This is a genomic window from Klebsiella sp. RC2 (assembly GCF_014192815.1).
GTDB classification, from domain to species: domain Bacteria; phylum Pseudomonadota; class Gammaproteobacteria; order Enterobacterales; family Enterobacteriaceae; genus Klebsiella; species Klebsiella variicola.
Window position 1 is genome coordinate 237,587 of record NZ_JACHYL010000008.1, and the last position, 12,925, is coordinate 250,511.

Genomic DNA, 12,925 nt, shown 5'->3' on the forward strand with positions numbered 1-12,925 from the left:
AGGGGATGCCGCTGAGTATTGAATAAATATTTCATTCTCAACAATGATGGAATGATGATTTTTTGATGGCCATCATACTTTGTATTGATGGGGTTTTTGATAGTTTTTTATCAAATTGAGGGCGGGCGCGGTCTGCCCGTTAACTGGCCCCGGCGGCGGCGGGGCCGGGAGTTTACATATTTTCTTTGGTGATGATATCGAAAGGCTGAGGGAGAGAAATCACCTCGCTCGGCGAGCGCGAAACCGCGTCCGTTATGGTGCGTAGCGTGGCGGCGGCAAACGCCTCCAGCCGGTGGTTAAGCATGATGTCGATGGTGCCATCGATCAGGGCCAGTTCACTGTCGTTTAGCGGGCCGTGACAGACCAGGGTGATCGCCTGCTGACGGCCGCTGTCGCGCAGCGCCTCGACAATGCCTTCGACGCCGCCGCAGGGGGCATAGATTGCCTGCAGGGCCGGGTACTGACTCAGCATCTGCTCCGTCACGCTCCTGGCGATATCCGCCCGTTCATGGCTGCGAACCGGCTCCAGGATCTGCTGCCCCATGCCTTGTTCACGCAGGCAGGAGCGGAAGCTGATCTCACAGCTTTCCTGACAGGTAAAACGATTGTCGCCAATGATAATGCCTATTTCACCATCCCCGCGGCATAAGCGCTCGATAAACCAGGCGGCGGTGCGCCCGGCTTTTTGATTATCGAGGCCGATATATCCGCTGCGCTGAGGGACCGACAGATCCGAAAGCAGGGTGAACACGCGAACGCCGCGGGCGGCTGCCCGGGCCACCGCGTGGCGAATCAGCGGGTGATCCAGCGCCACCAGGCCTAACACGTCCACTTCGTCACTCAGCCGGTGAATGGCCTGAGCCATCGCTTCCACCGCATCGATGGCAAAATGCAGTATCACCGGCGCCTGGCCCGCCGGTAGCCATGGGGCGGCCTCTCGCGTCAGCGCCTGGGCCAGCGGCAGGTAGAAGGAGTGGGTCTCCTGCAGCAGAATAAACCCCATTCTGACCGTGACCGGCGCTTTCCCCGCCGCCAGGCGATAGTGGGGCTGCTCGAGGGTAAACCCCAGTCGTCGTGCCGCCTCCAGTACGCTCAATGCCGTGGACTCCTTCACCGCCGCACGCTTGTTGAGCACCCGGTCGACGGTGGCAATACCGACGTTGGCTTCACGTGCGATATCGGCAAGCGTGATTTTAGTAGCGGATTTTTTCACTATGATGGCCGTTTGTGATGAGAGTTATGATAGAAACTATCACGATTAGTCTGGGCATAAAAGCCGCAATGCGGGCATCCTGGACAAAGCCAATACGCAGCCAACGGGCGAAAAGACCGATAGACACACTCTGTGATCAAAAGCGACTACCAGTTCTGGTATTGCTGCTATGCTGTTGAAATAGAATTAATAAAAAAGACATTATCGCATCCGGACGGTTAAACCACGCGCAAAGTCGCCTCGGGTGGGCGTCGCTGCGTGCAGAACCGACTATACTTGCCGCGCACGCGCGTCATTAAGGCTATTCGGTTTCTTTGTTATCACTTTATACCAGCGTCAGGGACGCATATCGTTATGTGTCGCTTCTGCGCCGGGAATTGGTCGGTTTGGGGCCTGTATGTTATTAAAAGAACTGGCTGTTTTTGATGTATTAAGCACCCCGATATGGGTAGTCCATCCTTTTACTGAAAGTGTGGTCTATGCCAATCCGGCTTCCCGGACATTGAGCGGCGATATGTCGCTGAAGGAGATGCGTAACGGTATCTATTCGACCTGTCCTGAAACGCAGTTACAACATTATCTTCGCTATCTCGATACGATGACCGAGATATTTGAAGTCTGGACGTTACAGACGGGCAAGGGCCTGCAGTCGGTATATTGTAAAACCACCCTGGTCGACACCGACGACAGCGGTACCTTATTGCTGTTTGAAGCCGTGAAGCTGCTGGCGCAAAATCAATCCATTCATACCGGTTCCCGCCGCTACCAGCGACGCAACAATGGTTTTTTTGCCCGTTTTTTTATGACCAATACCGCGCCGATGCTATTGATCGATCCCAGTAAGGATGGTCGAATTGTCGATGCCAATATTGCGGCGCTGCGTTTTTATCATTATTCCGATGAGGAAATGCGCAATAAACATACCTGGCAAATTAATACCCTTGGTCGGGACGTGATCCCCATCATGAATAATATTGCCAATATGCCTGGCGGGCATAAACCGCTTAATTTTACGCATATTTTAGCCGACGGTACGCTGCGCCATGTCCAAACCTACGCCGGGCCCGTAGTGCTTTATAATATTCGACTGATGTTGTGCATTATTCACGATATCACCGAGGAAGTGCATCTGAAAAAAGAGCTGGAATTCTCTGCCGCCCACGATCCGCTCACCGGATTGCTTAATCGCCGTGAATTTTATCGCCTCGTCGAGGCGCCGTCATTTATCGCGCAAGGCTTTTGTCTGCTGTTAATCGATATCGATCATTTCAAGAGCATTAATGATATTCACGGTCATCAAAAAGGGGATGAAGTCCTGCTGGTGATCTCCCGCATTCTGGAAACGTCGGTGGATCGCGAAGATAAAATTTATCGCTGGGGGGGAGAAGAGTTTCTGCTCTTTTTACCCCATTCGCCGATAGCGCGCGCCCTGATACTGGCGGAAGGGATCCGCCAGGCGGTCAGCGAGTATCAGACGCTGTCGGTGACGGTGAGCATCGGCGTGGCCGAACACCATGACGGGGAAGCGATTGATCAGCTTTTTTCCCGCGTCGATAAAGCGCTGTATGTGGCCAAAAATGGTGGGCGCAACCGGGTCTCGCGCCTGCCGTTTGAAAATGTGGAACTGCTGCATAGCCGCGGAGGCGCGGCCTGACCAGCCCGATGCTTTTTCTCCCCGCCGGACGCGCAGGCTGACTCACCGACTATACTGAGTGAACGCCAGCCTGCTGATTTAGGTGGCAATATTGTTAGCCTGTCGCTGAGGTGGCAAACGACATATGGTGCGTCTTTTCGTTCTCCTGTCGGTACTTTCGCTTTACGCGCCAGCGACGCTGGCGGCGAACGGCCACGCCATCAAACAGCGTGCCGATGCCGTATTGACTCTGATGAGCTATACCGTCGTCCCTGACGTGACCGCCAGCGATCTCAACATTGGTTCCGGCAGCAACGACAAACATAATCTGGCCATCACCCAGTTTGGCGGCGGGGCAACCCTCAGCGAGTCGTTTCCTCTGTACCTTGAAGGTACGATGGGTTACAGCCGTTACGACCCGCGCTTTGTGGTCAGCAATGGCGAACAGACGCGGAATGTGCCGACCAAATGGAACAGTCTGACCACCACCGGCGGCGTCGGTTGGGATTTTTCGCTGCACCGGGACAGCCTCGGAGGCAACCTGGTGCTGCGGCCGATCGTCAATGTGATGCTCGGTACCCTGGCCAGCGATGCGCGTATTGGTAGCTGGGCAATTGAGCGAAAAACCAACGCCGATCTGCAATTTCTCGACGGCGGTCGGTTCAACGCCTGGGGGCTGGGCGGGGCACTGATGCTGGATTACGAACGCTTCTCTGCCACCCAGGATATTGATGCCGAACTGCGTTACTCCTATATGCATCTGCAAAGTTTCGGCAGTAGCGCCGAGGTGGTACAGGGCGAGGCCAGCGCGGAGAATCTCGGCCTGTATCTGCGCCGCCGCGCGCCGATAGCCGACTGGACGCTGCTGGGCAACCCGCTGCGTTATGTGCTGGAGGGGGCGCATACTGAATTTCTCGGCGAGCAGCGAGGGGCGCTGGGCTTTACCGGTTTGACCTCCCTGGGGGTTGGCCTCGAGCTGGACAGCAGTAAATACCCGGTCTTTATCACCCGCACCCGACTGGTGGCGCGCTATATGTTCGGCAATAACACCACGGGCTATGGCGTAGGCCTGGCAATGAGTTTTTGATTACCCAAATTCTGGTGCCAGGCAATTCAAAGGCCCCCCGGGAGAGGACCTGGAGGCGTGCCAGCGTCGCAACGATGACCGGACGGTTCCCTCTCCCTTTGGGAGAGGGCCAGGGTGAGGGTCAATCCTGACACCACACCCGCTCGCCATTCACCCACGTCTCGCTGATATTGCGTTCATCTCCCAGGGTCATCAGCACGAACAACTGCTCATAAATGTCATGGCAGCGGCCTGTGCGCAGACGCTGCAGCGGGGTGACCGCCGGGTCAATCACCACAAAATCTGCCTCTTTGCCCGGCTGAAAATTGCCAATTTTATCCTCCAGCCGCAGGGCGCGCGCCCCGCCGAGGGTGGCGTGATAGAAGGCCTCGCTGGCGCGCAGGCGATAGCTCTGCAGTTGTCCTACCTTATAGGCCTCGCCCAGCGTCCGAAGCATGCTGAAGGTGGTGCCAGCCCCGACGTCGCTGCCGATGCCCATCCGCACCTGGTGCTGCCAGCAGGCGGGCAGGCGGAACAGTCCGCTGCCGAGAAACAGATTCGAGGTCGGACAGAAGGCAACGGCGGACCCGGTGTCATGCAGGCACTGCCACTCGGCATCATCGAGATGGATCCCGTGAGCAAATACGCTGCGTTCGCCGGTGAGCTGATAGTGATGATAGACATCCAGATAGCGCGCATGCTCAGGCCACAGCTGTTTAACCCAGGCGATCTCCTCGCGGTTTTCACTGAGATGTGTCTGCAGCCAGGTGTCGGGAAACTCAGTCCGCAGGCGCTGCACGGCCTCCAGCAACGCCGGTGTCGAGGTAGGGGCAAAGCGCGGGGTGATGGCATAGCCCAGCCTCCCGCGCTGATGCCAGCGGAGGATTAACTCCCGGGTCTGCTCGTAGCTCTCCCCGGCGGTTTCGCACAGATAATCCGGCACATGGCGATCCATCATCACTTTGCCGGCGATCAGCCGCATATTCAGACGCAGCGCCTCGCTGAACAGCGCCTCGGCCGAAGCCGGGTGCAGTGTACAAAACACCAGCGCGGTGGTGGTGCCATGGCTAATCAGCTGGTTAACAAAAAACTGCGCTATCTCCTGCGCGTAATCCGCATCGGCAAACTGGCTCTCCACCGGGAAGGTGTAGGTGGTGAGCCACTCCAGCAGCTGTTCACCAAAGGCGCCGATCATTTCAGTCTGCGGATAGTGAATGTGGGTATCGACAAACCCGGGCAGCAGCAGCTTGCCTCGCTGGTCGACATAGCCCTTCAGCGGATGCAGAAAGGCTTCACCCTCCTGCCATGGCAGCAGCGCGATAATTTTCCCGTCCTGCAAGAACAACAGGCCATCATCGAGATAACGGGCCTGAGCAGCCACCTCATCCGGGGTCTCTGCCACGCCGGCGATATCAAAAAATGCACCGCGTACCGCGGTCTGGTAATCCATCATCGAACCTGCCTTCTCTTAACGCCTGGGAATAGTGATAAACAGCAAGATTGGTGCCAGTTTTCAGCCTGCCGCGGCCAGACGCCGCGGCAGGTGGGGAGGGTTACTCTTTTTGCGCTACCGCGCCGGAATGAAAGGCTGCGGTCGCCTGTGCTTCACGCTCGTCGCGGGCCAGCCAGCGGTAGAGGGTGGCGCCGAGGAAGACCCCGATAAACCAGCTAAAGTTCGCCACTTCATGCAGGGCCGGAATAAAGCTGATGATCAGCCCCAGGCCCACCGACGGCAGCAGGGCGGCAATCGCTTTCGGGTTAAAGCCGTTGCGGTACCAGTATTTGCCCTTCGGCGTATCGTCAAACAGATCGTCCACCGACACCCGGCCGCGTTTGATCAGGTAGAAGTCGGCGATCAGAATGCCAAACAGCGGGCCAATAAAGGCGCCCAGTACGTCGAGGGTATAGTGGATCAGCTCCGGCGAGTTAAACAGATTCCACGGCGTCAGAAGTATCGATCCCACCGCGGCAATCATCCCGCCGGTACGGAAGCTGATTTTCTGTGGCGCGCAGTTGGAAAAATCGAAGGCCGGAGAGACGAAGTTAGCCACGATATTAATGCCGATGGTGGCGGTAATCATGGTCAGCAGGCCAATGGCCACCGCCAGATCGTTACCCACGCGGCTGACGGTTTCGATCGGGTCAGTGATCATTTTGCCGAACAGCGACTGGGTGCCGGAGACAATCACCACGGTCACCACCGAGAACAGCAGGAAGTTAAACGGCAGACCCCAGCGGTTACCGCGGCGGATCTCGCCCATGCTTTTGCCGTAGCGGGAAAAGTCACCGAAGTTAAGCAGCGGCCCGGAGAAGTAGGAGACGACCAGCGCCGTGGCGGTGATCATCTGCCAGGTCTGCTCGCCGGCGCTCAGGGATTTGCTGGCGAGGGTAAAGGAGATCCCATCCAGACCGGTCTTGTATACAATCCAGCCGGCCAGCGCCAGCATCACCACATAAACTGCCGGACCGGCGATATCGATAAAGCGTTTGATGGCGTTCATGCCATGCCAGAACACCATCGCCTGCAGCAGCCACATGGTGGCGAAGCACAGCCAGCCGAGCGTTGACAGCCCGAGAAAGCTGCTGCTGGTCAGCGAGGCAAGGGAGGGCCAGAACTTGAGCAGAACCAGCATCAGGGCATTCGCCGCCAGATAGGTTTGAATACCGTACCAGGCGAACGCGATCAGCCCGCGGATCACCGCCGGGATATTGGCGCCGAAGACGCCAAACGCCTGACGGCAGATAACGGCGTATGGCACCCCGGCCATCTGGCTCGGCTTCGCCACCAGGTTAGCGCACAGCTGCACAATACAGATGCCGACCAGCAGGCAGAGCAGAACCTGCCAGCTGGCCAGTCCAAGCGTAAAGAAGCTCGCCGCTACTACGTAGCCGCCCATGCTGTGCACGTCCGACATCCAGAATGAAAAAATATTGTACCAGCTCCAGTTCTGGTCGCGGGTGGGCGCCAGATCCTCATTACATAGCCGCGGACTGTAGCTGGCGGCCGCCTCGTGAGTCTTCTTCTGCTGCGTGTGGGATGAATGTGGCATGAAACCTGCTCCTCTGAATGAAAACCCTTTGAAATGGATTGCTGAGGCTATTGCAGGATCCAGGCCAGAATGATGAATCTTGTATACAAAAAATAAATTTTATGTATACGATCTGCTATCGATAAGTGAAACCGGAGTGGGTTAATGAATAATGAACATCGTCTCCAGGCCGCGCCAGCGCTGCAGGACAAGGACGAAAGCATTTACCAGGCGCTGATGACGGCCATCGTCGAACATCAGTTGCCTCCGGGCAGCAAACTGCCGGAAGAGGCGCTGGCGGAGGTGTTCGCCGTGAGTCGCACCGGCATCAGAAAGGTGCTGCAACGACTCGCCGCTGTGCAACTGGTCACGTTAACGCCCAAACGTGGTGCACACGTCACCAGCCCGAGCGTGGAAGAGTCCCAGGCGATCTTTCGTACCCGGGCGCTGCTTGAGGTCGCTAATCTGCCGGATGTGATCGCGCGCTGCCAGCCGCCGCATCTGGCGGCGCTGGAGAACATTATTCAGCGTGAACAGCAGGCCCATGAGGCGCACGACGGCCCGGCGGCGATCCGCCACTCCGCTGACTTTCATATTCAGCTGCAGGCTATCTCCGGCAACCCGGTGCTCACCGAGATGGTGACCCGCCTCAGCCAGCGCTCCTCTTTAGTGATTGCCGCCTGGGGCGCTCCCTGGCGACAGGGCTGCCGTTGCGACGATCACCAGCAGCTGGTGGGTTTGCTACGGGATAAAGCCCTGCAGCCGCTCAGCGAGGCGCTGATGCACCATTTTGATCATATTGTCGCCAGTCTGTGCTTCGAGCGCGATGGCGTCAGCCTGCCCGATTTTTCCCGGCTGTTCGCCGGCCACAAGGAGCCGTGATGTCTGCCATATGTATACAAGTGATCAACCCTAATACCAGCCTGGCGATGACTGAAACGATAGGCGCCGCCGCGCGTGCGGTCGCTGCGCCGGGTACCGAGATCCTTGCGGTCTGTCCCCGTGCCGGGGTGCCGTCAATTGAGGGCCACTTTGACGAAGCTATCGCCGCGGTCGGCGTGCTGGAGCAGATCAAGGCCGGACGCGAGCAGGGGGTGGATGGGCATGTGATCGCCTGCTTCGGCGACCCGGGGCTGCTGGCGGCGCGGGAGCTGGCCCAGGGGCCGGTGATCGGCATTGCGGAAGCCGCGATGCATATGGCGACGATGGTCGCCACTCGTTTCTCCATTGTGACCACGCTGCCGCGCACGCTGATCATCGCCCGTCATTTGCTGCACCAGTACGGATTTCATCAACATTGCGCGGCGCTGCACGCCATTGATTTGCCGGTGCTGGCGCTGGAAGACGGCAGCGGCCTGGCGCAGGAGAAAGTGCGTGAGCGCTGCATTCGCGCGCTGAAAGAGGATGGTAGCGGGGCGATTGTCCTTGGCTGCGGCGGGATGGCGACCCTGGCGCAGGAGCTGACCCGCGAGCTGCGGGTGCCGGTGATCGATGGCGTCAGCGCGGCGGTGAAGATGGTGGAGTCACTGGTCGCGCTGGGCCTGGCGACCAGCAAGCACGGGGACTTAGCGTTCCCGGAGAAAAAAGCGTTAAGCGGACAGTTTCAGTCGTTAAATCCATTTTAAAAGGGGCAGGAGATGGTAGAGAACCAGGAGCACTATCCTCGCGATCTGCGAGGCTATGCAGGGCAGCCGCCGCACGCGCGCTGGCCGGGCGGGGCGCGGATCGCGGTGCAGTTCGTCCTCAACTACGAGGAAGGCGCTGAGAATCACGTCCTGCATGGCGATGCGGGGTCGGAACAGTTCCTGTCCGATATTATTGGCGCCGCCAGCTACCCGGCACGCCATATGTCGATGGATTCACTCTATGAGTACGGCAGCCGGGCCGGGTTCTGGCGCATCCATCGTGAGTTCAGCCAGCGCGGGCTGCCGTTGACGGTCTTCGGCGTGGCGATGGCGCTGGCGCGGCACCCGGAGATTGTGGCGGCGATCAAGGCTGCGGATTACGATGTGGTCAGCCACGGCTGGCGCTGGATCCACTATCAGCACATGGATATTGCCGAGGAGCGCGCGCATCTGCAAAAAGCGGTGCAGGTACTGACCGACCTGTTCGGCAAACCGCCCACCGGCTGGTATACCGGCCGCGACAGCCCCAACACCCGCCAGCTGGTGGTGGAGCACGGCGGCTTTGACTACGACAGCGATTATTACGGCGATGATTTACCTTTCTGGAGCGAAGTGGCCTGCAGCGACGGCAGCCAGCGGCCGCACCTGATCGTGCCTTATACCCTCGACGCCAACGACATGCGCTTCGCCACCGCCCAGGGGTTCAACACCGCGGAGCAGTTTTATACCTATCTGAAAGACAGCTTTGACGTGCTGTACGCCGAGGGTGAAACCGCGCCGAAGATGATGTCCGTGGGGATGCACTGCCGACTGCTTGGGCGTCCGGGCCGTTTCCGTGCGCTGCAGCGTTTCCTTGACTATATCCAGCAGCACGACAAGGTGTGGGTCTGCACCCGGCAGCAGATCGCCGACCACTGGCGCGAAACCCATCCGTATCGCGGGTAGCTTGCTGCCACTCATCTGGCCCTCTCCACAGGGAGAGGGTACCGCCCGGTCGCGTCTGTTGAACCGGTTCACCAGGATGTATTTTGATTATTGAATGAGCATGGCGAGGAGTACCAGGCACAGCAGCAGCACATAGATGCGTGCATACCATACATCAGGTACCGCAGGGATTGCCCGGCGGCTAAACACTATCCCGGCCCAGCCGGTCAGGACGAGCAGGCCTAAAATTTTCAGGCTGATAAACCCCAGAAATCCGCTCAGCGGAATGCTGTGCCAGCCAATGACGGCATAGGTCACAGCCCCGCATAGCGCCACGGGCAAAGAAAGCGGGTTGGATGCGCTAACGCACTCCTGCATCTCATACCCGTGTCGCCGTAGCAGGGGCACCGTCATGACGCTGCCGCCCACGCCCAGCAATGCGGCAATCATACCGATAACCATACCGCCGCCAGTGACTACTGGCAGGGACAGCCGACGCCGAGCGCTGCCCCTGAAAAAACCTTTGCGCAACAAACAATCGCTGATGGTTGCCAGCATATAGAGAATAAACAGCGCGCGAACGATCTTCTCGCTCAATATCCCCGCCAGACAGGAGCCGACCACCGCCCCAATGGCAATAAACCATAACAACGGAAACAGCGTCTGCGCGGCAAGCTTACCCGCCCGCCAGTTTCGATAGCTGACCCAGCCGGCGTTAAATATCATCACCGCCGTTGAGGTAGCCACCGCGACATGCATGGCGTTTCCCGCGAGTTCCGGCTGCCGAAGCATCAGTTGATAGACAAAGGGCACCACCACAAAGCCCCCTCCGAAGCCGAACAGCACGGTGGTAATGCCGGTCGTAAAGCCTGCCAGCGCAATAATAACGATATCATTCAAGAGAATATTCCCGCCCTGAAAATGAGCGAGCAGCTTATACCGGTCGCGTACGGCTTCCCATTTGCGTAGCGCTCAATTACCTTTGTAAATCGGTCAGAGGGGGGCAGGTGTGCGCAACGTAAAAATTGACGAGGTCGATCGGCTCGATCGCGAAGTGGTGGCGTTAGGCAATGACTATGCGCAAGGGTATATACTGCCACCGCACCAGCATCGTCGCGCACAGCTGCTGTATGGCGCGACCGGACTGATGTATGTCACCACTCAGGACGGAGAATGGGTGGTTCCTCCGCAACATGCTGTCTGGATCCCTCCTGAAACCGTGCACGCCGTCAGATTTGTGGGGGTGACCACGCGTAGCTTATATATTGAGCCAGATTATGTGGCCGCTTTCATTAAACACCGTCGTTGCGAAGTGATCAGCGTCTCGCCGCTGTTGCGCCAGCTACTGCTTGAGGCTGTGGATTTACCACCGTTGTACGACAGCCCACGCGATCGCATGCTGATACAGTTGATGTTGCTGGAACTGGCCGCCATGCCGGTCCGCGAATTTGACATTCCGTTGCCGCAGCATCCGGCGCTGCTGGCGCTTTGTCAGGCTTTTTTGCTTAACCCCTCTATCCATGATCCTGCGGCGCGCTGGGCCAGGGCGCTGTTTATGAGTCCTAGTACCTTTCGCCGCCATTTCCTGAAGCAACTGGGCCTGTCATTTTCCGCCTGGCGACAGCGAGCCTGTGTGGTGAGCGCCCTGGCATGGTTGATAGCAGGGAAACCGGTGAACGAAGTGGCATTATCCCTTGGATACGACAATGCGTCCTCTTTCGCCACCATGTTCCGCCGCGTGACCGGGCAGCCGCCATCGTTTTATCACCCAGCCTGATGCGTCGGGGAAGGGGACGCCGGCAGCATGTGTCGGAAATGAATGTCGCTTTTATGGCGTTGCTATGCGCTAACGTAGTCATAAGACAGACAATCCGGGAAAGCCTGGCTTGCGTCTTCAGGTACCCCTACATTTAGTGGTGGCTACATCCAGGCGGTTTATCTATTCCGCCTGTAACCGTGAGAAGACCGGAGTCTCTCTTTGTGAACCATCTTATCGTTGAAAAAATCATCATCATCTTTCTTCTCATCCTGTGGGGATTCGATACATTCAGAACCAGGAAAAGAAAACGTTATGATCCCGCCATTGAAGCCGCTGATGCCAGCGAACGCCATCAATGGCGCTATCTGAGATGGGGGTTTCGGATCATACAGGTGGTAGCGGGAGTGTATATCGTCGTGCAGCTGATTCAGGTTTTACTGAGATAGAGGCCGCCGGCAGGGCGGCGGGACAGAACATCTGGCTGATCAGAATGAGGTCAGACAATAGCGGTTTTCACGTCGGCAAAGGGTAATGTCCGCTCTGTGCCAGGAGCGGAACTTACCCCGATGAAGTAAATCCGGATTTTTGCCGGATAAACCCCCAATAATTTACGTAGCAGGGATCCATTCAACAATAATTCTTGCCAACTCCCTGGGCTGTTCGAGCGGAATCATATGGCCGCAATCCAGAATGATTCTTAACGACGCATAAGGTATGGCTTCGACCAATTCTTCTGCCTCCTTCATCGAACGGATGGCATCATCTTCACTGGCGATAACCAGTGTTGGACAACGTATCGTTGCAGAAGGTATACCTTGCCTGGATAAGGATGATTGCGTGATGAAGGCTTCAAATCCCAGAGAGCATCCCATTTTCTGGATAGCTGAAATCATATACTGATTTGATGTGTTTAGAGGGTGGAGTGACCGGGCAATAGCATGTCTGCTCAGCCCCTTAAAGGTTGTGGGGGACAATGACTGCACGCTTTTCCGCTTTTCTTCAGCTTCTAACGGCGTATCTTCCCGTAAGGAACTGGCAATAAGCACTAAGGACTCTACACGTTCAGGGAATTCTGCTGCCAGTTGTCGGGCAATATATCCTCCCATCGAAAAACCTATCAAAGAAAACTTCTCAGGTAGAAGAGTAATCAAATGCTGCACTACATCATGAATGGTTCGTCCTTCAGTTACAGCTGCATGATGAACAATACAGTTTGACGGGAGATATGTTTCAAATTCATGCCAAAGCATTTCATTCAGCATAAACCCAGGAATTAAAACGATTCTACGCGGCTTTAAACTCATAATTCTCGCTTAAATACATCAGTGTATTTATTGGATAAGACAGGTTAAAAATATCTTACTAACAGCGACAATATCAAATTGCAGTCCTGGATAGGCGTTTGTCTATTTCCACAGAGTTTCTGAACGTTTCTAACGTTCTCCCAGGCTTCCTCCACCATCAACAGGCTGATCCCGAATTGAGCAAGCTCTAATGCCCAGGTCCGTGTACAACCTACCAGAGCACTTTTCCGCTTCTCGCTCAAAGCTGACTGTCAGGTCCCTGCCCGGACCGTTTACAATATTCCCCCGCTGTCACTCCTGTGAAACGCTTGAATGCGCGGCCCAGAGTAATTCCTGAATCGTAGCCCACCATCTCTGCAATCTTAGCCAGGG

General features: G+C 56.8%; 11 protein-coding genes and 1 pseudogene. 7 read left to right on the forward strand and 5 right to left on the reverse strand.

All coding sequences use genetic code 11. The features are described 5' to 3' along the window. Nucleotides 1–172: 172 nt before the first annotated feature. Nucleotides 173–1,213 carry a LacI family DNA-binding transcriptional regulator gene (locus FHW76_RS23060; RefSeq protein ID WP_183477032.1) on the reverse strand — a complete coding sequence of 347 codons (1,041 nt, stop codon included), beginning with the start codon at nucleotides 1,211–1,213 and terminating at the stop codon, nucleotides 173–175. 397 nt (nucleotides 1,214–1,610) lie between these two features. Between FHW76_RS23060 and FHW76_RS23065 the strand changes: the two genes are divergently transcribed. Both FHW76_RS23065 and FHW76_RS23070 read left to right on the forward strand, forming a co-directional pair. Continuing rightward, on the forward strand, nucleotides 1,611–2,867 hold the full coding sequence (locus FHW76_RS23065) for a sensor domain-containing diguanylate cyclase (RefSeq protein WP_012541652.1): 1,257 nt from the start codon (nucleotides 1,611–1,613) through the stop codon (nucleotides 2,865–2,867). 124 nt (nucleotides 2,868–2,991) lie between these two features. After that, complete coding sequence (locus FHW76_RS23070; protein ID WP_008804799.1) at nucleotides 2,992–3,933, forward strand: hypothetical protein; 942 nt, start codon at nucleotides 2,992–2,994, stop codon at nucleotides 3,931–3,933. A gap of 121 nt (nucleotides 3,934–4,054) precedes the next feature. Here the strand turns inward: FHW76_RS23070 and guaD are convergent, their stop codons facing one another. Continuing rightward, nucleotides 4,055–5,365, reverse strand: a complete 1,311-nt coding sequence (gene guaD / locus FHW76_RS23075; RefSeq protein WP_040968538.1) for a guanine deaminase — start codon at nucleotides 5,363–5,365, stop codon at nucleotides 4,055–4,057. 100 nt (nucleotides 5,366–5,465) lie between these two features. After that, entirely contained in the window at nucleotides 5,466–6,962 is a 1,497-nt protein-coding gene (locus tag FHW76_RS23080) for an NCS1 family nucleobase:cation symporter-1 (protein WP_008804801.1), read from the reverse strand. Between the two features lie 144 nt (nucleotides 6,963–7,106). Between FHW76_RS23080 and FHW76_RS23085 the strand changes: the two genes are divergently transcribed. The 3 genes and pseudogenes from FHW76_RS23085 to puuE all read left to right on the forward strand — a co-directional run bounded on the left by FHW76_RS23085 (nucleotide 7,107) and on the right by puuE (nucleotide 9,511). Beyond that, a complete protein-coding gene (locus FHW76_RS23085) occupies nucleotides 7,107–7,823 on the forward strand; it encodes a GntR family transcriptional regulator (RefSeq protein WP_008804802.1) in 717 nt (238 codons plus the stop codon). After that, a pseudogene (locus tag FHW76_RS23090) lies at nucleotides 7,823–8,691 on the forward strand (aspartate/glutamate racemase family protein); the annotation flags it as partial. The gene FHW76_RS23085 and the pseudogene FHW76_RS23090, both read left to right, overlap by 1 nt. Further along, nucleotides 8,579–9,511 (forward strand): allantoinase PuuE, encoded by a 933-nt coding sequence (gene puuE / locus FHW76_RS23095; protein ID WP_012968158.1) that lies wholly within the window; start codon nucleotides 8,579–8,581, stop codon nucleotides 9,509–9,511. The pseudogene FHW76_RS23090 and the gene puuE, both read left to right, overlap by 113 nt. A gap of 87 nt (nucleotides 9,512–9,598) precedes the next feature. Here puuE and FHW76_RS23100 read toward each other — a convergent pair whose 3' ends face one another. Next, nucleotides 9,599–10,390 carry a sulfite exporter TauE/SafE family protein gene (locus FHW76_RS23100; RefSeq protein WP_012541656.1) on the reverse strand — a complete coding sequence of 264 codons (792 nt, stop codon included), beginning with the start codon at nucleotides 10,388–10,390 and terminating at the stop codon, nucleotides 9,599–9,601. A gap of 109 nt (nucleotides 10,391–10,499) precedes the next feature. Between FHW76_RS23100 and FHW76_RS23105 the strand changes: the two genes are divergently transcribed. Together FHW76_RS23105 and FHW76_RS23110 are read left to right on the forward strand one after the other, a co-directional pair. Beyond that, nucleotides 10,500–11,267, forward strand: a complete 768-nt coding sequence (locus tag FHW76_RS23105) for a helix-turn-helix domain-containing protein (RefSeq protein ID WP_008804805.1) — start codon at nucleotides 10,500–10,502, stop codon at nucleotides 11,265–11,267. Nucleotides 11,268–11,470: 203 nt separating this feature from the next. Beyond that, nucleotides 11,471–11,695, forward strand: a complete 225-nt coding sequence (locus tag FHW76_RS23110; protein WP_004199962.1) for a hypothetical protein — start codon at nucleotides 11,471–11,473, stop codon at nucleotides 11,693–11,695. Nucleotides 11,696–11,857: 162 nt separating this feature from the next. Here FHW76_RS23110 and FHW76_RS23115 read toward each other — a convergent pair whose 3' ends face one another. Continuing rightward, on the reverse strand, nucleotides 11,858–12,553 hold the full coding sequence (locus FHW76_RS23115; protein WP_022065957.1) for an alpha/beta fold hydrolase: 696 nt from the start codon (nucleotides 12,551–12,553) through the stop codon (nucleotides 11,858–11,860). Nucleotides 12,554–12,925 lie beyond the last annotated feature (372 nt).